At 41.2% G+C, this 24846-nt stretch carries 20 protein-coding genes and 1 pseudogene; 15 read left to right on the top strand and 6 right to left on the bottom strand.

All coding sequences use genetic code 11. From position 1 onward, the window contains the following. Nucleotides 1-29: 29 nt before the first annotated feature. From scpA to ACFPA1_RS08190, 3 genes are all read left to right on the top strand, one after another. Nucleotides 30-2159: a methylmalonyl-CoA mutase gene (gene scpA, locus ACFPA1_RS08200; RefSeq protein WP_378582487.1), complete on the top strand. Its 2130-nt coding sequence runs from the start codon at nt 30-32 to the stop codon at nt 2157-2159. After that, nucleotides 2159-3325: a methylmalonyl Co-A mutase-associated GTPase MeaB gene (gene meaB, locus ACFPA1_RS08195; RefSeq protein WP_378582484.1), complete on the top strand. Its 1167-nt coding sequence runs from the start codon at nt 2159-2161 to the stop codon at nt 3323-3325. Before scpA ends, meaB begins: the two co-directional genes overlap by 1 nt. An 80-nt stretch (nt 3326-3405) precedes the next feature. Further along, the gene (locus ACFPA1_RS08190) at nt 3406-4956 is read left to right on the top strand and encodes an acyl-CoA carboxylase subunit beta (RefSeq protein WP_378581994.1); all 1551 of its coding nucleotides are present in this window, start codon (nt 3406-3408) and stop codon (nt 4954-4956) included. Between the two features lie 524 nt (nt 4957-5480). Here the strand turns inward: ACFPA1_RS08190 and ACFPA1_RS08185 are convergent. Beyond that, entirely contained in the window at nt 5481-7013 is a 1533-nt protein-coding gene (locus tag ACFPA1_RS08185) for a serine hydrolase domain-containing protein (protein WP_378581993.1), read from the bottom strand. Nucleotides 7014-7236: 223 nt separating this feature from the next. Beyond that, nucleotides 7237-7515 carry a DUF6223 family protein gene (locus ACFPA1_RS08180; protein ID WP_378582483.1) on the bottom strand — a complete coding sequence of 93 codons (279 nt, stop codon included), beginning with the start codon at nt 7513-7515 and terminating at the stop codon, nt 7237-7239. Here ACFPA1_RS08180 and ACFPA1_RS08175 point away from each other — a divergent pair. From ACFPA1_RS08175 to ACFPA1_RS29420, 5 genes and pseudogenes are all read left to right on the top strand, one after another. After that, nucleotides 7415-7648, top strand: a complete 234-nt coding sequence (locus ACFPA1_RS08175) for a hypothetical protein (RefSeq protein ID WP_378582512.1) — start codon at nt 7415-7417, stop codon at nt 7646-7648. The two genes, ACFPA1_RS08180 and ACFPA1_RS08175, sit on opposite strands and share 101 nt — an antisense overlap. A 205-nt stretch (nt 7649-7853) precedes the next feature. Next, nucleotides 7854-8540 (top strand): response regulator transcription factor, encoded by a 687-nt coding sequence (locus tag ACFPA1_RS08170; protein ID WP_213145893.1) that lies wholly within the window; start codon nt 7854-7856, stop codon nt 8538-8540. Then, on the top strand, nt 8537-9655 hold the full coding sequence (locus tag ACFPA1_RS08165; protein WP_378581992.1) for a sensor histidine kinase: 1119 nt from the start codon (nt 8537-8539) through the stop codon (nt 9653-9655). The genes ACFPA1_RS08170 and ACFPA1_RS08165 overlap by 4 nt, the downstream gene beginning before the upstream one ends. Before the next feature lie 123 nt (nt 9656-9778). Beyond that, nucleotides 9779-10417: an FAD-dependent monooxygenase gene (locus ACFPA1_RS08160; RefSeq protein ID WP_378581991.1), complete on the top strand. Its 639-nt coding sequence runs from the start codon at nt 9779-9781 to the stop codon at nt 10415-10417. Between the two features lie 46 nt (nt 10418-10463). Continuing rightward, nucleotides 10464-10574 (top strand): annotated as a pseudogene (locus ACFPA1_RS29420) (FAD-dependent monooxygenase); the annotation flags it as partial. A 125-nt stretch (nt 10575-10699) separates the two neighbouring features. On the opposite strand, the gene ACFPA1_RS08150 reads toward ACFPA1_RS29420, so the two are convergent. Beyond that, nucleotides 10700-10945 carry a DUF2164 domain-containing protein gene (locus ACFPA1_RS08150; RefSeq protein WP_378581989.1) on the bottom strand — a complete coding sequence of 82 codons (246 nt, stop codon included), beginning with the start codon at nt 10943-10945 and terminating at the stop codon, nt 10700-10702. A 356-nt stretch (nt 10946-11301) separates the two neighbouring features. On the opposite strand from ACFPA1_RS08150, the gene ACFPA1_RS08145 reads away from it, so the two are divergent. Beyond that, nucleotides 11302-11763 carry a GNAT family N-acetyltransferase gene (locus ACFPA1_RS08145; RefSeq protein WP_378581988.1) on the top strand — a complete coding sequence of 154 codons (462 nt, stop codon included), beginning with the start codon at nt 11302-11304 and terminating at the stop codon, nt 11761-11763. A 383-nt stretch (nt 11764-12146) separates the two neighbouring features. Further along, nucleotides 12147-12731, top strand: a complete 585-nt coding sequence (locus ACFPA1_RS08140; RefSeq protein WP_378581987.1) for a hypothetical protein — start codon at nt 12147-12149, stop codon at nt 12729-12731. Between the two features lie 240 nt (nt 12732-12971). Here ACFPA1_RS08140 and ACFPA1_RS08135 read toward each other — a convergent pair whose 3' ends face one another. Beyond that, nucleotides 12972-13895, bottom strand: coding sequence for an alpha/beta hydrolase (locus tag ACFPA1_RS08135; RefSeq protein WP_378581986.1), 924 nt, complete (start codon nt 13893-13895; stop codon nt 12972-12974). Nucleotides 13896-15448: 1553 nt separating this feature from the next. On the opposite strand from ACFPA1_RS08135, the gene ACFPA1_RS08130 reads away from it, so the two are divergent. Next, nucleotides 15449-15694, top strand: a complete 246-nt coding sequence (locus ACFPA1_RS08130) for a hypothetical protein (protein ID WP_213145900.1) — start codon at nt 15449-15451, stop codon at nt 15692-15694. Between the two features lie 260 nt (nt 15695-15954). Here the strand turns inward: ACFPA1_RS08130 and fabF are convergent, their stop codons facing one another. After that, nucleotides 15955-17190 (bottom strand): beta-ketoacyl-ACP synthase II, encoded by a 1236-nt coding sequence (gene fabF, locus ACFPA1_RS08125; protein WP_213146067.1) that lies wholly within the window; start codon nt 17188-17190, stop codon nt 15955-15957. A 109-nt stretch (nt 17191-17299) separates the two neighbouring features. On the opposite strand from fabF, the gene ACFPA1_RS08120 reads away from it, so the two are divergent. After that, nucleotides 17300-18139 (top strand): helix-turn-helix transcriptional regulator, encoded by an 840-nt coding sequence (locus ACFPA1_RS08120; RefSeq protein WP_378581985.1) that lies wholly within the window; start codon nt 17300-17302, stop codon nt 18137-18139. A gap of 401 nt (nt 18140-18540) precedes the next feature. Here ACFPA1_RS08120 and ACFPA1_RS08115 read toward each other — a convergent pair whose 3' ends face one another. Then, nucleotides 18541-19437: a LysR family transcriptional regulator gene (locus ACFPA1_RS08115; protein WP_378581984.1), complete on the bottom strand. Its 897-nt coding sequence runs from the start codon at nt 19435-19437 to the stop codon at nt 18541-18543. A gap of 238 nt (nt 19438-19675) precedes the next feature. On the opposite strand from ACFPA1_RS08115, the gene ACFPA1_RS08110 reads away from it, so the two are divergent. The 3 genes from ACFPA1_RS08110 (at nt 19676) to ACFPA1_RS08100 (ending at nt 24714) form a co-directional block, all read left to right on the top strand. Further along, nucleotides 19676-21013, top strand: a complete 1338-nt coding sequence (locus ACFPA1_RS08110) for an ArgE/DapE family deacylase (protein ID WP_213145903.1) — start codon at nt 19676-19678, stop codon at nt 21011-21013. Nucleotides 21014-21237: 224 nt separating this feature from the next. Further along, nucleotides 21238-22638 (top strand): MFS transporter, encoded by a 1401-nt coding sequence (locus ACFPA1_RS08105; protein ID WP_378581983.1) that lies wholly within the window; start codon nt 21238-21240, stop codon nt 22636-22638. 576 nt (nt 22639-23214) lie between these two features. Then, nucleotides 23215-24714 carry an NCS1 family nucleobase:cation symporter-1 gene (locus ACFPA1_RS08100; RefSeq protein ID WP_378581982.1) on the top strand — a complete coding sequence of 500 codons (1500 nt, stop codon included), beginning with the start codon at nt 23215-23217 and terminating at the stop codon, nt 24712-24714. The last annotated feature ends 132 nt before the right edge of the window (nt 24715-24846 follow it).

The raw sequence follows: 24846 nt of genomic DNA, 5'->3' as shown, positions 1-24846 counted from the left end.
CGAATCCGGATTTTACTACGATTGATTATATGGAAAAATCTCCATCTGCTATTAAGGAGCCTATGGAAAGGACTGCTTTAGACGAATTTAAATGGCAGACAATGGAGCAAATTGATGTAAAGCCTTTGTACGAGCAAAACGACATGACCGGCATGGAACACTTAGGCTATGTTGCTGGAGTCGCCCCATTTTTACGAGGACCTTATCCGACCATGTATGTAACAAAGCCCTGGACGGTTCGTCAATATGCCGGGTTTTCTACAGCGGAGGAAAGCAATGCGTTCTACCGCCGTAACCTGGCTGCAGGTCAGAAGGGGCTTTCGATTGCCTTTGACCTTGCTACACATCGCGGTTATGATTCCGATCATCCAAGAGTAGTCGGGGATGTCGGAAAAGCTGGGGTCGCAGTAGATTCGATCTTGGATATGAAGATTCTGTTTGACGGTATTCCGCTCGATAAAATGTCTGTTTCGATGACCATGAATGGTGCGGTTCTTCCGATTATGGCTTTCTACATCGTGGCCGCAGAGGAACAGGGGGTTCATCAGTCACAACTGACCGGCACCATTCAAAATGATATTTTAAAAGAATACATGGTACGGAATACGTATATTTATCCGCCTGAAGCATCGATGCGGATTATTGCGGATATTTTTTCTTATACATCACAGCATATGCCAAAGTTCAACAGTATTAGTATTTCCGGTTATCACATGCAGGAAGCGGGAGCAACGGCGGATATTGAATTAGGCTATACACTTGCGGATGGATTGGAATATGTAAGGACCGGACTAAAAGCCGGCATCGATATCGATTCATTTGCCCCGCGTTTATCCTTCTTCTGGGCAATCGGGATGAATTACTTTATGGAAGTAGCAAAAATGCGTGCAGCCCGGATGATTTGGGCAAAGCTCATCAAGCAGTTTAATCCGAAAAATGAAAAATCGATGGCGTTAAGGACACATAGTCAAACCTCGGGCTGGAGTCTTACGGAGCAGGATCCGTTTAATAATGTAACAAGAACCTGCATCGAAGCGATGGCGGCCGCATTAGGTCATACCCAGTCGCTTCATACGAATGCACTGGACGAAGCAATCGCACTTCCAATTGATTTTTCAGCCCGGATTGCCCGTAATACCCAATTGTTTTTGCAGGATGAAACAGGGATTTGCAAGGTAGTAGATCCATGGGGCGGGTCTTATTATGTGGAATCGCTGACCCAGGATTTAGTAAATCGCGCGTGGGCACATATCCAGGAAATTGAAGCACTTGGCGGTATGGCGAAGGCGATCGAAACAGGCCTGCCGAAAATGAGGATTGAAGAAGCAGCTGCCCGGCGCCAGGCTCACATTGATTCGGGAAAGGAAACCATCATCGGTGTCAACCATTATCGTTTAGATAAGGAAGACCCGCTGGAAATACTAGAAGTAGACAATACCGCCGTTCGTGAAGCCCAGATTCAGAGATTAAGAGAATTGCGGGAGAACCGTGATGAAGCACAGGTGAAATCAACACTCGATGCCATTACAAAGGCTGCAGAAACAGGGGAAGGAAATCTGTTGGCATTAGCGATAGAAGCAGCTAGAGCAAGAGCGAGCCTTGGGGAAATATCAGATGCCTATGAAAAGGCAGCCGGACGCCATAAGGCGGTTATTCGCTCCATTTCCGGCGTGTACAGTGCAGAGTTTGGTGAAGATGAACAGGTAGCACAGGTAAGGAAAATGGCTGATGAATTTGAAAAACAGGAAGGCAGACGTCCAAGGATTATGATTGCCAAAATGGGGCAGGACGGGCATGACCGCGGGGCAAAGGTCATTGCTACTGCATTTGCTGATTTGGGCTTTGATGTCGATATTGGACCGCTGTTCCAAACACCGGAGGAAACTGCCAGGCAGGCCGTGGAAAATGATGTCCATATTGTCGGGATGAGTTCCTTAGCTGCAGGCCATAAAACCTTATTACCACAATTAATAGATGAATTAGCAAAACTGGGCCGTGAAGATATCGTCGTCGTTGTCGGCGGGGTTATTCCGGCACAGGATTATGAATTCCTTTTGCAAAACGGAGCTGCAGCGATTTTTGGCCCTGGGACAGTCATACCGGTTGCCGCCCAAAAAGTGATTGAAGAGATCAACTGCCGGCTTGAGGATGACTACTAATCATGGATCGAAAAGAGAAGAAACCGGAATGGGTTCCTAAAGGCGGGGGTGCTGCATTCGCTTCCCATGTACTGGAAGGTGTTACAAAGGTTCACTCTGAAACGGCCGGCAATACGAACAATTTAACACCTTCACTTCCACCGCGGAGGCGCAGGTTAAAAGTGAATGACTATGTTCAAGGTGTTCTTTCGAGAAACCGAACGATCCTGGCGCAAACGATTACTCTAATTGAAAGCAATCAGGCAGCACACATGGAAATGGCCCAAGAAGTGTTGAAGCAGCTGCTTCCGTATACCGGAAATTCAATACGGGTTGGCATAACAGGTGTTCCCGGTGCAGGCAAGAGTACATTAATCGAAGCATTGGGAACCATGCTTTGTGATAAAGGGAAACACGTTGCCGTTTTGGCCGTTGATCCAAGCAGTACGGTTACTGGAGGGAGCATTCTTGGGGATAAAACAAGAATGGAAATGCTTTCCCGTAACCCTAATGCGTTTATCCGCCCATCTGCTTCAGGAGGAACGCTTGGCGGCGTAAATCGCAAGAGCAGGGAGACTATGCTTATTTGTGAAGCAGCCGGATTTGATGTCATTCTTGTTGAAACGGTTGGGGTCGGGCAAAGTGAAGTGACTGTCCGTTCGATGGTCGATTTCTTTTTATTAGTCATGTTGACGGGCGGAGGCGACGAGCTTCAAGGAATCAAAAAAGGGGTCATTGAACTGGCTGATGCCATTCTTGTAAATAAAGCGGACGGTTCAAACAAACAGCGGGCATTGGCGGCAAAGGCTGAATTTAACCGAATTTTGCATTATTTACAGCCGGTAACAGAAGGATGGTTTCCAAAGGCCTTTACATGTTCTGCCCTGACAGGTGAAGGGATGGCTGAAATCTGGGAAGTGATTCAAGAATTCCAAAGCAATACATCTCAATCAGGTGTGTTCAAACAGCGGCGCCAGAAGCAGACAATTAATTGGACTTATACAATGGTTGAGGATTACCTAAGGTCAAGCTTTTTTAATCACCCGGAAGTGAACAGACTAATTCCCGTCATTGAAACCGCTTTGGTAACTGGGGAAATGTCAGCAACAATGGCTGCAAAACAATTGTTAAAAACGTTTGAGGAAGCCAGTTTGAAAAATAGGGATGACGAAGGATTATTCCGATAAAACTTCCAAAATGAATGGAGCATATTGGATTACTGTATTTATTTTGAGGAAATTAATAGAAAGTCAGGTGAGTAACGGCGATGAGCACCCTTTATGAAAAAATAGATGAACTAATGGATCGAAAGCGTAAGGTAGAACTTGGCGGCGGGGACGACCGGATTGATGCCCAGCATAACAGCGGTAAGCTGACAGCCAGAGAACGGATTGACCTGTTGCTTGATGAGGATACCTTCGTCGAATTAAATCCTTTTATCCAACATCGTGCCACGAACTTCGGAATGGATAAAATCGAAGCTCCAGGGGAAGGGGTTGTCACTGGATTTGGCAAAATTGATGACCGTCTTGTTTATGTATTTTCCCAGGATTTCACCGTGTTCGGCGGTGCACTCGGGGAAATGCATGCCCTTAAAATCGCGCGAATTATGGACTTGGCAGCCAAAAACGGTGCACCAGTCATTGGTTTGAACGATTCTGGCGGTGCCCGGATTCAAGAAGGGGTTGTCTCCCTTGATGGTTACGGAGATATTTTTTATCGCAATTCCATTTATTCCGGGGTGATTCCGCAAATATCTGTCATTCTTGGCCCATGTGCCGGCGGCGCCGTCTATTCCCCGGCGATTACAGATTTTATCTTTATGGTGGAGAAGACGAGTAAGATGTTCATTACCGGTCCTAAGGTAATTGAAGCAGTAACCGGTGAAAAAATTTCGGCTGAGAATCTGGGCGGTGCAAAGGTTCACTCCAGTATTAGCGGAGTTGCTCATTTCACCGCAGAGTCTGAGCCAGAGGTATTAGATCAGGTTAGGAAATTAATGAGCTATTTGCCGCAAAATAACATGGAAAAACCGCCAGTGCTCGAGGCGGAAAAAGACGATGGCTGGAACGATGATTTGATCGATCTTGTTCCTATTGAAGGGACCAAAGTTTATGATGTGCTCAAGGTGATTGAGCAGGTAGTGGATGATGGAGACTTTTTTCAAGTCCAAGCAAACTATGCAAAAAATATTGTAGTTGGTTTCGGACGGATTGATGGCCATAGTGTAGGAATTATTGCCAATCAGCCCAAAGTAATGGCAGGCGGTTTGGATATCAACTCTTCTGATAAATTGTCCAGGTTTATCCGTTTCTGTGATTCTTTTAATATTCCGTTAATCACGTTTGAAGATGTAACGGGATTTTTCCCTGGGATCAATCAGGAGCATGGCGGGATTATCCGTCACGGGGCAAAAATCCTTTACGCTTATTCGGAAGCGACCGTTCCGAAGATTACCGTTATTCTAAGAAAAGCTTTTGGCGGTGCTTATGTTGCGTTGAACTCGAAAGCAATTGGGGCAGATATGGTTTACGCATGGCCGAATGCGGAGGTTGCCGTGATGGGACCGGAGGGTGCTGCTAATATTATCTTTGCAAAAGAGATTGAACAAAGTGAAGACCCTGTTGCAACTAGGGCGCAAAAGATTGCCGAATACCGTGAGAAGTTTTCGAATCCATATGTAGCGGCTTCACGTGGGATGGTTGATGATGTCATTGATCCGCGCGAAACACGCAAGAAGCTGAAAGAGTCGCTGGAAATGCTCCGGACAAAGAAAGAAACAAGACCAGCGAAGAAGCATGGGAATATCCCGTTGTAAAAAATATTTGGTTATCCATAAAACGCACTCCAACCTTTACAACTCATTCAGTGCTGTATTTTTGCACAAGGTACGACTGTTCACAGTACAGAAAAAGGCTGGCTCCCTTGGAACCAGGATTTTCTTTTGATTATGGAGACTGAGAATCTCTTTACTCTTATTTCAAGAGATTATTCCGTTAGTAACGAGGTTTTAAAGATTAGCCAAAACTTAGATTAAGAGATAGTATCCATTCAGAAAATATTATTCACTCAAAGCTTTTGACTAGATACCACAGGTGAGTTTGTTTAAATTTGAGCTAAGGTAAAAATCCCGGGATCTAAATCAAACCCCGGGATTTTCTCAAATAATCTTATTCGCCACGTCAAGGGTATTCGTTGAACTAGTCAGTTAAATGTCAACCTCCAAATCTACAATGTCCAGTTTAGTTCAAACTTCAATCTTTTAATCTCTCACGCGCACCTTCCCGCCATTACTTGACTAGGGAATAAGGTGGTGAACAGGAAACAATTCCACTTTATTCTTCAACTCAGATGTTTTTTATGCCAAATCGAACGAACCAACCGAATAATTTCCATACTTCCCTTCAGTGCCATAAGTCCAGTCACTATTTTCAGCCATAGGAATACGTCCGGCTGAAAGATGGTTGCCATATGCCATACCGGTACCACTTGAGTCATACTCAACACCAGGATCATAAACAGACCTGCAAAATTTAGAACAATTCTTGATAATACTTTGATAGATATTTTAGTATGGTTAGAATTGTCAGGACTCCACGGCCCAAGGCAGCACTTCGCAGTTCGAGCGGTCGTATATAATAGCCATGCGCTTAGTATGAATAGTAATCCATTTATAAGCATGTATTTCTGTGAAATGCTTAGACCTGATTCTCCAATCGGCTGTTCATTCAGCAAATTTATGACCCCGGAGGCAATGTGGGTAGTCGTAATAACATGTGTATCGGGCCATTCGGCATCGATTGCGTCTAGGACGTTAGCGAATACAATAACTCCTAGCTGTTGTTCCGAAACCATAAAAGTTTGGGCTTGGAAGCCTAATGAGCCACCGGGCGAACCGATAACCCGTAAACCGTTAATATCATCTGACGACCATCCCATGGCGTACGTTCCTGGAACAGGTTCGGTCTGCATTAGACGTATGCTTTCCGAAGTGAGCACGGAATCATCTTCAAATCGGCCTCCATTCATCTGGGCAATCAAGTAATGGCTCATGTCCTTCGCGCTGGTATACATATAGCCCGCCGGCGAATCCCCTGCAATATAAACAAAGGGGCCATCGTAGGCAACGTTGTATCCAAATATCCGACGGTAGGGCGTAGCCAGTCCGTGTGTGGCCGCTTCATCAAGCGTAACGTAGCTGTCTTGCATAGACAGGGGCTCGAAAATATTTTCTTTTACATAATCTCCATAGGATTGGCCGGATACTCGTTGTACAATATAGCCAAGAAGTACATAATTTGCGTTCGAATAAGTGTAGGGATGTTCGGTTTGCTTGGTTTGCTTTAAAAACTTTTCCGCATAAGACAAGGCGTTTTTCTCTATGGCATCTTGATATTGATCGTTGGCACTTGACAGTGTGTTGCTAAAAGTTGAGATTTGGGTGAACCCGCTTGTTTGATTAAGCAACTGACGTACAGTAATGAACTCTGCTCCTATAAACATGGCGGGGAGATAGCGCTGTATAGGCGCATCTAAGTCAATTTTTCCTGATTCGGCAAGTTGCAGAACGGCAATAGCGGTAATCGACTTGCCAATCGAACCTAATCCGAAAGGTGTTTCAGGTGTTACAGGGCGACCCGATGAATCGGCTTGACCATATCCCTTAAGGTAGAGAATGCGATTACCCTGTACAATCCCGAGAGCAAGCCCCGGAAGACGTTGTCGTTTCATTTCACGGGCAATATACGCATCTATTTCGGAGTAGACTGAAGTTCCAGATCGCTCTTCTTGCATGCTTTCATCACTTCTCGCTGAACTGAATAGGGGAAAGATGATAAAACCACACAAGATTATTGCTATTATTCTTATTTTCATTTACATTCCATCCCTAGTTATTTTTCTGTAAACCTGTTTGACGTAATCGGTGCATGTTTAAGGTTTAAATGTTACGGATGTACAGGTGTTTTGAATTCAGCTAAATCAAGAATTCTTTGCTGTCTATGGTGTTACTGTCTTGGAATAAAAATAAAGAGAACAAGGATACTGGACATTCCATATAGATTAATATATTAGTATATACATACAATTATAGGTCCGGTCAGTTGGTGCGACGGGAGCGGGCCAAAGTCAACCCAGCGAGGATCATGCTAGTCAGCCCCATCACTATGGCAATGATGGCCCCGACTCGCCCGTCACCGGTGCCAGGACCACCAGGGAATATGGTCACGTGAACCCCAGCGTAAGCTGTGACAATTAACCCCACCACCATGGCGACGATGGCCCCACGTCGCCCGCTGCCGGTACCGAAACGACCGTTGGACCGGGCCAGTGACAGCCCAGCGAGGATTGTGCCGATCAGCCCTACCACCGCGTCCATCGTGGCCCAGAGTCTCCCGGGGGTAAATCCGTATCCGATATTACCGTTGGCCACTTCAGCAGAGGCCAGTGTCGGCACAAGTAGAAATGTACAAAGTATTACGAATGTAACTAGCTTCATTTTCATTTATTAATTCCTCCTCTTTGTTGTTCTTGCAAACTGAATATTGCTATTACTCTTGTTTCACAGTCAGTTTAAACAATGAATGTCGAGAACTTATGCAGATCTTCCTCTTTTTCTGTGGATTTCTTCCAGAACATGTTAAATCACGGTATAATTTTCGGTAAGTGGTGTACTCCAGCACTGGATGCAGACAAAAGTGGAAAGAGGTGATTGGAATGGAAACGAAATTGTTGCTTGTGGAGGACGAACCGGGCATGCTTGAGGAAATGTACACCTATCTGCAACGTGAAGGTTTTCGAGTATTGACCGCCTGTACTGGCAAGGAAGCGCTCAGGATTGCCCGGTCTGAACGGCCTGAAATCATCGTGCTTGATTGGATGCTCCCTGAAAAAAGCGGCATCGAGGTATGCCGCGAAATTAGGCATACATCAAATTGCGGTATTATTATGGTCACGGCCCGATCGGATGAATCGGATAAAATCGTCGGACTGGAAATTGGGGCAGACGATTATTTGACGAAGCCGTTCAGCCTACGCGAGCTTGCATCGCGCATTCGTGCTTTGCTTCGCCGTTTGCGCGGACCTGAAGACAGGATGATGTTCTTAGAAAGAGACAACCTGATCATTTCCGAGGCCAAATGTCAGGTATTCAAGGACGGCCAGGAGATCCAACTGACACCAACGGAATTCAAAATTTTATACACATTGGCTGCGAGACCCGGAATGGTTTTCAGCCGCTTGCAATTATTAAAAACTGCACTGTCGGACGAATATATGGGATACGAAAGGACTATGGATTCCCATATCCGGAATCTTCGCCGCAAGCTGGGAGACGATCCGGCCAATCCTCGTTATATTCAAACGGTATACGGTTTCGGTTACCGATTCGGTGAACAATCATGACGTTGACGGTACGCCAAAAAATATTTGTCTGCATGGGAGTGCTCGTTGTTATCCTCGGCGCCTTTCATATCCTTACCAATCACTTTTACATTGATTTTTTGTTTGATCAATTTCGTAAGGAAGAAATGGGATTATCCTATTTGAACGCACCGCCTTGGGAACAAATCGAGATCTTGAAGACTTACGTTTTAGGTGAGATGCAGCAATTTTGGCTTGGAAAATGGGTATTATTTGTAGCAACCGGGCTGTTATTCAGTTTATGGATTTCGGGGATGCTGACAATCCCGCTTAGAAAGCTCGTTGGCGCTATCGAACGCGTTGCAAAGGGGGATCTTGACGTGAACGTTCCTGTACAATCAAAAGACGAATACGGTAAAGTAATCCAGACATTCAACGACATGACACTTCGCCTCCGGGAAGCTGAGGATGCCCGCAGGCGGTTAGTAGCCGATATCGCTCATGAGCTTCGAACTCCGCTGTCTATCATGCAACTAAAATTAGAAAATGCTCAACAGGCAGGTCAATACGTCCCTCCGGAAATGCTGCTTAGACTCCATGACGAAGTGATCCGCTTAGGCCTGCTTGTGGAAGATCTTCATGTCTTGTCGTTGGCTGAGGCGGGCCGGTTGGCGTTGGACTGCAAACCGCTAGATCTGTCGGCAAGACTTGAACAAGTCGTTGAAGATGTGAAAATGGAGGCTGAAGAGAACGAACTGGAATTGCGCTTCTATTCGAACAAGAGGCCGGTAACGGTGATGGCCGACGCAAGACGGATTACGCAGGTGTTCATCAATTTGTTGTCAAATGCAATCCGCTACACGCCGGAAGGAGGAAAAATTTCGGTTGTAATTGAAGACAAGGTCTTGGATCGGAATGGAGTCTATACAAGTGTCTCAGTGATAGATACTGGCATCGGAATTCCAGCCGAAGAGCTGGACCACCTATTCGATCGATTTTATCGTGTGGAAAAGGCCCGTTCGCGGCATACAGGCGGAACGGGGCTCGGATTATCGATCGCTCATCATTTTGTCAGAGCCCACGGCGGGTTCATCGGCGTCGTGAGTGAGCCTGATCAAGGTACGACATTTACTGTTTATTTGCCTTTGGGTAAATGATAGTAAAATTTTTAAACAAATAAATTCAGGTCTATTTAAGATGGGTCTTTTTTTTTATCATTTTATAGCTGCGATCACTACAACTGGTATTGAAAATTGGTAAGTAAAATGGAGGATATTAAAATGAAATATGACTTCATTATTGCAGGAGGCGGGATAGCTGGATTAACTTCAGCAATTGCATTACAAAAAGAAGGATTTCGGGTTAAAGTTCTTGAACGTACCAAAGAATTAAAAGAGGTTGGGGCAGGGCTGGGTCTTGGGGCTAACGCTTGGAAAGGACTTGCTCGTTTGGAGATCACTAATGACTTAGAAGCGAAATGCAATCTAATAAAAAGTACGAAATTCCTAGATCAGGAAGGTAATCTGATAAGTGAAATGGATATTGAACGCCTTAACCAGAAATACGGTGTCGCTTATTTTACTGTCCATCGTGCGGAATTGCAAAAGGCCCTCGTCCAACACCTTCAACCTGGTACACTTGAACTTGGAAAAAAGATCATCCATTTTGAACAAAGTGAAACTGGAGTTACAGTTTATCCGGAAAATGGGGATACCATAGAAGGAGATGCGCTCATAGCAGCAGACGGTATCCATTCCACCGTACGGAAAATTTGTCTCCCGAACATAAAGCCACAGTATTCAGGCTATATGTGTTGGGGTGCTGTTGTTAATGTACCTAAAGAAAAGTATTTATTAGTTTTTCTACGGATGATTTGTATCATCTTTTTCAAACTTATCATTACCCTATACCATAAATAATCAAATGGACAAGTGAAAAAGACCTAATATGGAATGACATCATTGTTTAAAGCCTATGAATCGTTTTGCTTTCAATAAGATTCTGCTTTTAGGTGATGCTGTACACGCGACTACCCCCAACATTGGCCAAGGGGCGGGCCAAGCAATCGAAGATGCACCCACTAAAAGAAGTGAAGTTAGTGGGAGAAGAAATATGAAAATCAATCTCTTATTTATGTCTCATTAGACCCGAACCGCGACATAAAAGAGTGGAAAAGGAAATATTCCACTCTGTATAATTATTTATCTTTTAATCGGACGTTCAAGCGTTAAGATTTCATCTTCAAGAGAAGAAAATTGCTGTTCAACTACATGTTTAACATCCAAGACAGCAGCGTTATAAAAGTGAGGAGCAAGCTTCTCCTTAATGAAATCTAATACCCTTTCTGCAGCAAATTCAGTTATATCTTCATCTCTTTCTTGAGAAAAGAAATATTTAATATCGGAAATCATAAATTGCTGTTGCTCTTTTGAAAGCTTAATAAACATAAGAACACTCCTTAAAAATGATATGACTGTAACTTTACATGGATAATTAAGAAATTCAAAGGCTTTATTTTGATAAAAAATTATGTACACGAGGATGAAAAGCTATTTCGTAGTTCGGATAAATTGTTCAATAACTCGGTTGGTTCTTGTTCAAGTAACAGCTGCAAGAGTTAAAGATCGAAGCTACCATATTGGTGGTTGTCTCTTATTCGACTAACGGGTCAGAATTTGAATAAGAAAATCTATCAATAAGTAAAACTTATTAAATACAATAAAATAATAGCAATTAACTTATGGAGTCAAATCAGTTAGCATAGAAGTTAATAAAAGGTTTACGAATAAGAGGGGGGATTTGATTGAAGACAGAAATAAGGTTTAGAATGGCGACTGAAAAAGATTTAGAAAGTATTGTTGCAATGCTTGCTGATGATGTTTTGGGAAGTAAACGTGAGCGTTATGAGCATCCACTTCCTAATAGTTACATAAAAGCATTTGAGGCTATTACATCTGACCCTAATAACGAGTTAGTAGTGGCTTGTGACGGTGATGAAGTGATTGGGGTACAACAAATTACTTTTACACCTTATATCACACATCAAGGCGGTTGGCGAGCTACTATCGAAGGAGTAAGAACATCCGCTTCTGTAAGAGGTAAGGGTGTAGGCACTGAACTTATAAAATGGGCAATTCAACGTGCAGAAGCACGTGGTTGTCATTTAGTACAACTGACAACTGATAAAAAAAGACCAGATGCGTTAAGGTTTTATGAACGGTTAGGTTTTAAAGCAACACATGAAGGTTTAAAGCTGAAGCTTTAAAAATTGGGTGGCGTACCCCTAACAGCCAATAGCCACTTTATGTAAGGTAGAAGCTGTATTCTGTTTAATTCCATTGGCTCCTCACTTTATCAATCCCTTGTCTTTCATTTACATGAAACGTGGGGACGGTTCTACATCCACAAAAATCTGATGAATGGGTACTGTCTTCTTGTTAACTTTCATAAAAAAGTTATTACTCCACACACTTATTTTTAAATTCAAGTTTATGTCATTTGATGTCTGCGTTATAATTAAGTATGTTGTCATCATTTTTGTAAGATTGACAGAAATGTTCTTAAGCTAATACATATATGTAAAAGATGAGCCTAATCTTAGGCTTATACATATTAACGAAAATAAACTACTTCGAGGAGATGGCTGCATTGTCAATAGAGGTGCTATCGAAAAACACAGCGGACATTTTTAGTGCGATTATTAGGGAACCCAATTGGGATAAAGTGGAGTTGCAAGAAGGGATTAGGAAGATTTTTTTACAAGCAAGAGACAGTGTGGGTTCTCCTGAAGAGTACCTGGAGTCACTATTGGTAAATGTTACACTTCAATATGCATATACCAATACTGCCATAGCTTTTCTAATGGAGTGTATTGAAGAAGAGAAGTTTCTCTCTCATGAAAGCTTCCAATCGACTTTGGTGAATGTTCCTAATCAAGTGAAAGAATCGAATTTCATTGCCGAAAACATGCCTAGGTTTAAGGAGTTAGTATATCAAGGCTCAACCATTGAAGAGCAAGTACCACATGCCGAAAGTGTTTACTTCCAAACCAAGCTAGTAAACGATTTATTGATTGGATTTATCGGGATCTTCCTGGAACCGAATAATAGAAATTATATGGAGAATTACTTGGAATATTCTTCTCAAGTAGTCGTGGATGCCGTTATGAACTATTGCCAAGCCTATTCTAATCATATTTTAGAAGAGATAAACTCGATGAACTCGACTCAATAGAAAAGTTCTGACCCTGAAAATCTATACATTAGAACTCAAATACCAAGTGGAGAAAAGCAATCCGTTTTTCTCCACTTGTTTTATTTAGGGACGCTATACCCATAAAAATAATGGTAAAATAAAGAAAATGAATGTTCTGAGGAGAGGGCCGGGATGGATAATCTCGGAATTATAACATCCAAATTCCTGCAGGAATTCTCCGTTGATTTAAAAGAAATATTTTGACACACGGGAATTTTACTAAGATCCTAAGTACCTATCAAGAAACTGGACAACACGGCGCGTATACTCTTTTTTATTCATAGGATACGAATGAATGTGTTGACCTTCCTCCGTCAGCCATAATTCTTTATAGTTACCAGATGAGACTGAATCGAATAAACTTTTACTTTCGGTATAAGGAATGGCTTTATCTGTTTTACTGTGAATGAATAAGAAAGATTTTCCCTTAGCGTTCTTTACATGATTGATTGGGGAAACCTCATTAGGGTCAATTTTAAGGAGTTTTCGCATGGAGTGATAAATAATTGATGTAAAGGGCTTCTTCGGTAATTTGGACCAATAAGAAAGATTTTCTTTTAAAAAGGGTTCTAAATCACTAAAGGGACTATCGGCAATGATGGCAGAGACTGCAGAATGTTCGCATCCGGCAATAAGTGCAGTGGAAGCACCCATACTCCAGCCAAGAAGAGCGATGTGTTGCTGACTTTTTTTCTGAATGGCATAATCAATGGCTGCATATAAATCGTGATTTTCAAAGAATCCTAACCCCGTCGTTCTTCCTTTTGATTTACCGGCATTTCGAAAATCAAACATCAAAACATTATATCCTTGTTCCGAAAGAACTCTAGCAAGCTTGAGTCCTTCAATCCCTTCCATGGAACGTTCATTCATATAACCGTGTGCAGTAATGACTGTTTTTTTGCTTTGCTTTGAAGCCGAAGGAATCCACCAGCCAGCTAGCTTAACTTTGTCTTTTCTGCTGTGAAATTCAATTTCCTCGAAATCCATACCGTAATCCCTTGGGTTTTTCGTAGTTTTTGCAGGGAACGGATGGGTTAGATACAAGCCGATGCTAAGAGGGGGGAGAAAAAATAAAAGCGGTGCTGCCAATAATGGCCGCCAGAGGGATTTACTTTTTTTCTCCTTTTTCTCCTCATCCATTCTAACTCCTCCTGTCCATTTTAAGTAATCGGTACTTTATCATATGCCGATGAACAAAAAACGGAAAAACCAAAATTGTTATATTGGGATTTTTTGGACGAAATTGTTTGCGGAAAAAATTATGAGTTAACGAAAAAAGGGGGATTGCACAGGATGCAGTAAGTGGTTCAGATGAAGTAGATTTTGTATGGAATGGATTATCAAAGAGACTCAAATAGTTATACGCTGAGTGTAGATTAATAATAAGGAATCCTATTTATAAAATTAATATCGCATCCTCTATGAATTGTTTTTTACCCAAGAAATAATGTTTTTAGCACAGAAATATAAAAATTTAGATACTCATAATAATATTCACCGGAAAGTGATGAAATTGAAGCCCCCTTCCCGCATCTTCAAACGACCAGTGGACAAAAAGAATTAATAAGCTGCTGCACCCATCTATTCTAATATCCGGACTCTATTGATTAAATCATTGATGGGTTTTTAGGATGCTCTAAGAATTAGGAGTTTTATTTGATAGTACCAGGCGAAAGGGAAAAGCTACACTTGTTTCAAACATTGACCCTGCACGTCCTACGAAGGTGGTTTCAGAAGGTAAACTCTAATTCATAATGGAACTCCCTCACTTCTTTATGTAATTACCATAATACACCTTATTTTATTAATTATAAAAGATATTTCTCCCAAAAATAAGATTAAAGAAATGGGGGATTATGAATGGGTGGCTAAAAGCAGTTGGACGATATGGCAAAAGAATGAAGGCGGTTGTTGTACAAATGAAGTCAGAGGACTATCTGGTTATGCGTGTATAACATTTTAAGATGAAAGGATCGAATGTATGAGTGACAAATCATGGAGGGTAGACACTTATCAAGAAGGACCATATAAAATAAGTGTTAGGAAGAATTTAGAAAATGATCGAGTGGACGAAGGGGATATACCTGAAAACCAACTTCCGGAACGTATCAATCTTAATAACAAAGAGTAAGTAAATCGTTTTTAATTATCAATTATAGGAATATCCTCCAATCAGATATTTTTTTTTTAACTTGTTTTTTGATACAAAAGGTCAGGTAAGACTTATAATGAGCATTTTAACGGATTCACCCTGACCCAATTTGACGGAGCGACAATAATAATTGGATAGTGCGAGAACTTCAAAAGGACGTACCAAATGGTTCGCCTTTTTATATTTGTTGAAGAAAGTTGCCATCTTTGTTAAAGGGATAAAATACTATGGTAATCGGCGGTTTACTAGCTTAAATCAGGTCGAATCCCTGTTAAGGGATTGATTATTTATAAATTCTTAAAGGAGCGTTGAGAAGAATATTTTTCAAGTTTAATCATACTTCTCTTCCTAATGTTAACGTTATATTGTATAGCTTGTTCTTTTTTATCACCATACTGATTTGTTGGCGAAATTAATTAAATAAGGAAAATTAACCTCAACTTTTAGTAATTCAATTACTTATTGAAAAGATGTGATTTATATTCTAGTAGAATGAAAGATTGATGCTTGAAAAAATCGAATCATTGTATGGGGGATTTATATGAAAGAATTTGAAGAAATACAAGTAACCAAAAAAATTCTGAAATCAATCACTTGGAACAAATGTGGGAAGTCTAAAGAAATAACTGACTTCGGGTTCGAACAAGATGAATTCCATTCCGTTAATTTAACATTTGGCTATGGATCAATGTATGATGAAGAAAGGTGGAAATTTGATATTTGTGAAAGATGTTTGGTAGATTTTGTGAAAACCTTCAAACATGCTCCCGACATCTACGAAGACTAGCATTTTCTAAACTTTATTCATTGTTATTGTTTACTTTCAATCATTTAAATAAACAAAATTTATACCCAAATAAATACAGGTTGCACAAAGACTGTTAAGTAGTCTTCTGCGATACCTCTTTGTTATTTGGCATCAATATGAGTACTAAAGATACTCAGGTTTAGTCTTGGAATTCTTGAAAGAATATTTCGAATCAGACCCCCAGCAAGCTAGCTTTAACGCGCAGGGGGTCTGACTCAGTTTTTTCCAACTAATCAATTTTATTCATATCTTTTCAATACAATGGCCGAATTATGACCTCCAAATCCAAATGAATTGGAAATGCCAATCGATAATGGAACCTTCCTTGCTCCCTCTGCTACATAATCTAAATCACAATTTGAGTCTTGATTTTCTATATTAATAGTTGGAGGGACGATTCCATCCTGCAGGCTTTTCACCAGTGCAATGGCCTCTACTCCGCCAGCAGCACCAAGCATGTGACCAAGCATTGATTTATTAGCGGTAACTGGTATTTGATAGGCATGATCTCCAAACAACCTCTTTATGGCCATTGTTTCAGAAATGTCGCCGACCTGTGTACTCGTTGCATGGGCGCTGATCATGTCCACTTCCTCAATTGATATATTTGCTTTTTTTAAAGCATTTTTCATAGCTAAATAGGCACCTTTTCCTTCAGGGTGGGAAGCGACCATATGATGGGCATCAGAACTTGCGCCGTATCCAATTACTTCACATAAAATCGGGGCATTTCTGTCAAGAGCATGTTCTAATGACTCTAATACTAAAATTCCTGCTCCTTCGCTCATGACAAAACCATCTCTATCCGCATCAAACGGCCGGCTTGCGAGTGTAGGCTCCTCATTTCTAGTTGATAACGCCTTGGCATTGCCGAAACTGGCCAAAGATAAATTGGTGATCGCTGCTTCCGTCCCACCGGCAACAATAACATCTGCATCACCATAGCGAATGGTATTGAATGCTTCGCCAATCGCCGTGTTACCAATGGAACACGCCGTTACTGGTGACAATGAGGGACCATGCGCACCATATTTAATACTAATTTGAGCAGCTGCTGCATTCGAAATCATCATTGGGACTAAATTGGGGCTGACTCTTCCGGGACCTCGTTCGTTTAATACATTCACATTATCAACAAAGGTCTGGATTCCTCCAATGCCAGATCCAACATATACACCAAAACGTTCATGGTCAATCTCATCCAGCTGTAATTGAGAAGCCGCCAGAGCTTGATCAGCGGCAGCTAGAGCAAATTGGGCAAAACGGTCCAATCGTCTTGCTTCCTTTTGTCCCAAGAGCTCTTCTGGATTGAAGTTCCGTACAACGCCAGCAATTTTTGTTTTAGAATTGGAAACATCAATAGTATCAATATAGGATATTCCAGATTTTCCCTCAATCAAATTACGCCAAAATGTATCAAGATCATTTCCAAGAGGGGAAATAATCCCCATTCCAGTAATCACTACTCTGTTCATCATCATTCCTCCTACAAACCATTTTTTACTATATATTACCGTATATTTATCCTATTACAAGTTGTTGTTTATCATAGTATAATGAATACCATAATAGGAGGGACATTATATGAATCCTGAAAATAGACTGCAAGCGTTATCGGAATTCTTAAAAGCAAAGAGATCAAAACTGCTTCCGCAAATGGTTGGACTGCCATCAGGTTCACGGAGAAGGACTCCGGGTCTTAGAAGAGAAGAGGTTGCTCAAATAGCGGGTGTAAGTACAACCTGGTATACATGGTTAGAGCAGGGGAGAGATATTAAAGTATCGGCTTCCGTATTAGATGCCATTTCAGATGCCTTACAGCTAAATAAAGATGAAAAAAAGTATTTATATGCATTGGCTTTGGAAGAAGGAGCGGATCCTGTCATCTCTAATATAGAAGAAACAATCATTAGCCCGTCCCTGAAAAGAATTCTCCAGGAACTTCAATACTGTCCAACGATTATTACGGATAGACGGTTATTTATTGTAGGGTGGAATCTGGCCGCTGCGAAGGTTTTTTTAGATTTCGAACAGATTCCAAAAGAGGATCGGAATCTGATTGAATTACTATTTTCAAGAAAAGAATTTAAAAGTTTAGCTGTCAATTGGGAGCATTTCGTGAAAGGGTTTATCGCCATTTTTCGTTCCTATTACGGACAATATGTAGCTGACAAATGGTACATACAATTTATTGAGGATATGGAACAGACCTACCCAGAATTTCGCCTATTATGGAATGAAGGCGAAGTAAGTACAGCTCCAGAAATGCAGATTGATTTTCGTCATGCCAAAGCCGGGAAAATGGTCTTTAATCTAACTTCTTTACAAGTACAAGGAAATAATGATTTACGATGCAGTGTCTACACTCCGGCTGACAACACGGCAACCGAAACAAAGTTGAAACGGTTAATGGAGAATAAATAGTAAAGCATGGGGACGGTTCTTTTGCCTCATTTTCTAGTGAAAGTGAGGCACGAGAATCGTCTGAACCTGTGCATTCTTCGGACAAAAACTACTTGAAAAGAGGCGGAATTGTCCGAACCTGTGAATCCTTCGGACAAAAGCTACATGAAAAGAGGCAGAAGTGGCTGAACCTGTGCAACCTTCGGACAAAATCGCTTGAAAAAAGGGGCAGAAGTGCCCGAACTTATGCAACCTTCGGACAAAATTGCCTGAAAAAGAGGCGGAAGTGTCCTAACCTTCTAGAGGTGTTTTTTCAGTGGTCTCGATCAGTTCTTTTGCCTCATTTTCAAACGATAGTGAGGCACGAGAACCGTCCCCATGCTTCACCAGACACGAAAACCATCCTCATGAACCCCCATGCATCAATTCGAAATAACTTCTAGGTTAAAATGTTCTCTTAGAAATGAAATAAAGGATGATATGATGGGTGAGTTTTCTTGTTTGTGCCATGCGACGGCAAATTTATAGGTTGTTAGACTCTCTTGGAGCGGCAGGTAAACAATTTGGTTATTTTTTAAAGATTGAATGGAAGATGGTAGTATGGCAATGCCCATTCCTGCCGCAACGAGTGAAGTGACGGTTGGCAGTTCTAATGCTTCCTGTGCTTTTTGAGGGCTGAATCCTGCGTTCTGGCAAAGACTGATAATTGAGTCGTAATAACTAGTACCCGCTTCCCTTGGAGTCATAACAAAAAGGTCATTTGCAAGAAGAGATAGGTCAATTGCTCCCTGAAGGGAAGCCAATGGATGTGTAATCGGAAGGGCAACAACATACGACTCTTCTCGAAGTATTTCCACATTAAGAGAATCACTGTCAATTGGAGGGATTAATAGGCCCGCATGAATGGTCCTTCCATGAAGGGCATCCACTTGTTCACTTGTTGTCAATTGACGTAACACAATGTTTATATTTGGATGTTTTGCGCGATAGCTCCGAACCAATGATGGAAGGAGATCAAAAGCTAAAGCTCCTGTAAAAGCTAAAATAAGCTGCCCCGCTTCGCCACGATGAATTCTCCCGGCTTCCTCACATGATAAGTTGATATGATTGACAATTTCATATGCTCTTTGGAGAAAAACTTTTCCCGCATTGGTCAATTCAACCCGCTGTTTTGTCCGTTCAAAAAGTACTGCATCCAATTCACTTTCCAGTTGTTTAATCTGCTGGCTTAACGGCGGCTGTGCCATTTGTAAACGCTGAGCAGCCCTGCCAAAATGCAGTTCCTCCGCTACAGCAATAAAATATTTTAAGTGTCTCAATTCCAATCTCATCACCTCGAAATCTAACCTTAATACTTTTTACATATTAACCTATCAATAAATAGGTATTAGAAATATTTTGAAAATCATTATAAAATCAGTTTAACAAATATTCGGAAGGATGTGAATTTTCTAAGTAATTGTACAAAATGTCATTTAAATAGGCAACTATAAAAGGTGTCTATTAAATGAATGCACTTGTTCATTTAAACAAAATAATAGTATGGAGGAATTTGAAATGCAAACAGTTTTATCAAGTGGAATTCGTCAAAAAGTAAGTAGTTATATGAAAGAAAATCGTGAAGAATTAATTAAAGGTCTTCAAAAATTAATCCAAATCCCAAGTGAAACGGGCTACGAGGGTCCTGTACAGGAACATATTCAAAAGGTCATGTTAAACCTGGGCCTTGAGGTCGATACATTTGAAGCAGATCCTGTGAAAGTTCGGCAGCACCCTGAATATACGGAGTCTGAAGTAGAGCGCCGCGTTGGGTTTAAGGGCCGTCCGAATGTTGTCGGTAAATGGGCCGGATCAGAAGATGCCCGTTCGCTTTTACTTTTTACCCATATTGATACAGTGCCTATTGGTGATTTAGTGCACTGGAGTTACCCTCCAACTGAAGGCGTTATTGAAAACGGTCTCATGTACGGAAGAGGAACAGCTGATAATAAAGGCGGTTACGGCTCCGTCCTCGCAGCATTAGAGGTCATCAAAGGAATGGGTCTAAAGCCAAAAGGAAATATTACAACGATTGCCGTTGTCGATGAAGAGGTAGGGGGAGCCGGCGGCGCCGTTGCCATGGTTCAATACCTTGAAGAGCAGAATTTCACAGCAGATGCCTGTATTTACCCGCATCCGCTGACAACGGGTGCAGGACCGCAAATTGCTTGTGCCGGCGGTTTAATTTTTAAAGTAAGAGTAACAGGTTTGGCTGCTCACAACCTAAATGGTCAGGTTGGTGTAAACGCAATCGGAAAAGCAATGAAAATATATGATGCTTTAGTAGAATTAGACAATGAACGAGTCAAAACGGTCAGTTACGCTCCATTCGAACGATATTTTGCAGCCTCTGATATGCAAGTTCGTTCAAGTAACTTAACACCTGCGATGATCAATGCAGGGGAATGGGCTTATAAAGTTCCAGCCGAATGTGAATTGACTGGAACAATCGGTTATCCCCCAAATGAAACAGTAGAAGAAGTGAAGGCACAAATCGAAAATGCCATTAAAGCGGTTGCTGAAAACGATGAATGGCTATCGCAAAACCCGCCGGAAATCAGCTATGAATGGCATACAAGCCCAGCAGAAATCAGCCCGGACCATCCGTTTGTTCAAATGGTTAAGAAAAATATTGATGACGTGGTTGGAAGAACAACAGAAATTTACGGAATGCCTACCTTTAGTGATATCCGCTTCCCGCTGCTTTACATGAATATGCCGGCCATCATTTATGGACCAAAAGGAGGCAACCTCCATGGAGCGGATGAGTGGGTCAATATTCAAGATTGGCTAGACTGTGTTGAAACGAACGTTCTAAATATTCTGGAATGGTCTGGTTTTGAAGAAATTAAATAATAATAACACTTCAATCAACAAATCAAGGTTTTACTAAATGGATTTAGACAATAAAGCGGGCTGAATGCCTTTAAATAGAATGCATTCAGCTCGAATGAATCCCTTTAAGATTGAATTTCGTCTGTTCTTAGTGTTCGGAATCCTAAAAATTTCGTAATAAGAGAACAAATCTAGTAGGTGTAAATTTTTCAGTAATAGATAGATAAGCTAAGGGGAGGACGACTATGGCCAATATCGGAGCTAGAATTGAAAGAATTCCAGATAACAAATACAACAAGGGTTTATTGGTAAAAACGGGAATAGGTAATACATTTGATTCCATGGATATCGCAATGGTTGCGTTCGTATTGCCTTCCATTATTGGTTTATGGAGTTTATCTTCAGAACAAGCAGGGTTACTAGGAAGTTCTGTTTTGATTGGTTACCTGTTTGGAGCGTTTTTCTCCGGCTGGCTGGGTGATAAAATAGGCAGAAAAAAGATTATTATGTGGACACTGATCATTTATTCCCTAGCAACCTTAGTTAGTGCATTTTCAGGAGCATGGGAACATTTCTTTTGGATGCGTGTCATTGCAGGTATTGGGACCGGAGGTGAAAGCGCTATCATTGGGACCGGAGGTGAAAGCGCTATCATTGCTCCCTATTTAGCCGAATTAATAGCAAGTAAATATCGTGGAAAATATATAGGGGCATTGACTGGGTTTCACTCATTTGGTTATGTAGCGGCTGCCATTATTGGTTATATTGTTGTTCCAGCCTCAGAAAATGGCTGGCGGATTGCCCTAATTATAACAGCATTGCCAATCTTTTTAGTTCTTTACTGGAGAAGGGCGCTGCCTGAATCTCCTAGATGGCTGGAATCTAGCGGCAGATTGGAACAAGCTGAGCAAGAAATGAGAAAATTAGAACAAGGCGTCGAGAAATATACAGGGAAACTTCCGGAGCCCGCCGAAATAGCTCCGCCCCAAGTGACCAAAGGAAGCTTCTTTACCCTCTGGAACAAAAAATATGTGAAAAGAACTATTATGATCTATATTCTATGGTTCTCGGTTATCTTTTCCTATTACGGTTTCTTTACATGGCTGCCAACGTTACTATATAAACAGGGTTTTGAAATTTCTAAATCATTCTTGTTTTCGATTCTCATCTACGTTGCTCAAATTCCCGGATATTTTTCCGCTGCCTATTTAAATGATGTGCTAGGCCGGAAAAAGCTCATTTGTACTTATTTAGGATTAGCGGCCATTTCAGCTTTTTGTTTAAGCCAAGCCCATACTTCATCAACGATCCTTATCTCAGGTTTCTTCACATCACTGTTTATGGTAGGTTCAATGGCAGGAATGTATACGTATACACCTGAACAATATCCTACTATCATTCGGTCAACAGGTACAGGTTCTGCTTCCGCATTTGGAAGAATTGGAGGATTGCTAGCACCGATTTATATTGGGTACATGTATCCAATCTTCGGATTTATCGGCGTATTCTTAATGACAACTGGCGTTTTATTAATTGGAATGGTATCTACGTTCATTTTAGGAACAGAAACAAAAGCTAAAATGTTAGATGATTTAAATGATGATAATGTTGATAAAGATGATTCTGATCTTAATAAAGTAGTTTAATTATCTTCTGTTTATCTTCCGTAAATAGGAAAGAAGTAACAAGTTTAATGAAATAAGCAAAAAGGCAGGAAAATATCCGGCAATTAGCGAACATGTTTTTTGGCAAAAAAAGATAGGTTGTGTAATTTGAGAAAGCTTTATGAAGAAGAAATGGAATTTAGGATTCCAGGAAACAGGTTTTGCACCATTTGTTGTTAAAGAAATTTACGCATCAGATGGATGGAAATGTGATATACGACCGTATTTTGTAAACGCTAACAACAATTCTTCCATTCATTTATAACTCCTAAACAATTAGCAGAATGAAAAAACTAATTCCATAAATCTCCTAATCTATGTATAAGTCGGATAATAGTGTCAAATGAAAAGATTCAAATGATCCGAAAAAATCTATGTAAGTTAACCTAACTCGATTTGACGAATGTTCAAAAAAATATGTTAGGTATAAAAACATAGATGACAGGGTAAAGAGGAGATGAACATGTAAGTAGAAAGGCAATACTTATTCTTGTTGGATATGGAATAGCGAAAAATAGTAAATTCATTCAAAAAAACCAATTTAAAGGGGTTTGGTAAATGGCCATTATAGAGCCTAAACAGGTGGAAGAGGTTAACAATTCGCTTAGTAACGATGATTTACTGCCGGTCCCAAAGGAAGAACGGACTTGGAAAACGCAGAACTTTGCCTCAATGTGGATGGGAGTGATCAATAACATCCCAACATATGCGGCAATTGGAGGATTAGTTGTTCTTGGATTTTCACCATTGCAAGTCATTGGAATTGTTTTGCTCGCTTCCCTCATACTTTACGGCGCCCTTGCTCTAAATGGGCATGCCGGGTCAAAATATGGAATTCCCTTTCCCGTTCTTGCAAGAACCTCTTTTGGGGTATTGGGTGCAAACGTTCCAGCCTTGCTGCGAGGAATCGTGGCGATCGTATGGTTAGGAATTCAAGCCTATTCAGGGAGTGCCGCATTTAATATAGCATTTACACTTCTTTGGCCGGGCTGGGCTAAACTTGGAGGAGATTGGTCATTTATCGGGATTAACCTTCCTGGCTTGTTATCCTTCCTGATCTTTTGGGGAATTCACTTCCTTATTTTAAAACGCGGGATGGAGTCACTTAAGAAATTTCAGGCTTATGCCGGTCCAATTGTTTATATTGTATTAATCGGAATTCTTTGGTGGGCGATTGACTCCTCCGGAGGATTAAAGGTAATTTTCTCTCAACCGGGAAAATATGAAACCTTTGGGTCTGCACTATTTCCATTTATTGCCGCGGTAGCAGGGATTATTGGAATTTGGTCCACCCTAATTCTCAACATCCCAGATTTCACTAGATTTGCAAGATCACAGAAAGATCAGATTAAAGGCCAATTATATGGACTTCCGGTCACTTTTACGATATTTACGTTTGTTACGGTAACGGCAACAGCTGCTTCCACCATCGTCTTCGGTAAGCCGATTGGGGATATCATTGTCCTTCTGCAGCAGTTTGATCGTCCAATCGTCATTGCGATTGCGGCTATTATTCTAGCAGTTGCTACAATAACGGTAAATGTTATTGCAAACTTAGTTTCACCAGCTTATGATTTAGCTAACCTATTTCCAAAATATATTACCTTTAAACGGGGCTTTTACCTCACCATGCTGGCAGCATTATTCACCGTTCCGTGGAAATTAATAGAAAACGCAGAAACAATTTTTACCATGCTTAATTTGATTGGCGGTGCACTTGGTCCAATAGCTGGGGTTATGATTGCCGATTACTATATTATTCGCAAACGTAAACTGTCGGTTGCTGATATTTATACGTTAAACGGTGAGTACAGGTATTATAAGGGATATAATTACCGCGCATTTGCTGCAACGTTGGTTAGCGGAGTCATTGCTTTAATCGGTGCCTTTGTCCCATCACTAAAAGCTTTATATGAGATTTCCTGGTTTTTAGGGGTCACGATATCATTTGTCTCGTATATCGGCTTGATGCGCATACATCCTCCAGTTGTGTCAAAAGACCTTGTGGATCAAAGAGAAGTAGAAATAATGGACGAACTAGAGGAAGTCGCAGAATAATAGCTGAATAGGGTTGAAGAAAAGGAAGGATTCTGTAGAATCATATCAGAATATTCAGTCTACTAACACTGAGCATTTCGGGGAATCCTTTCCTGTTAAGAAACCACTTTGCCCTTGAAGGGAGTGATGAAG

This window comes from Neobacillus sp. GCM10023253 (assembly GCF_042653105.1).
GTDB classification, from domain to species: Bacteria; Bacillota; Bacilli; order Bacillales; family Cytobacillaceae; genus Neobacillus; species Neobacillus citreus.
This window is presented reverse-complemented; position numbering and strand designations above follow the sequence as displayed.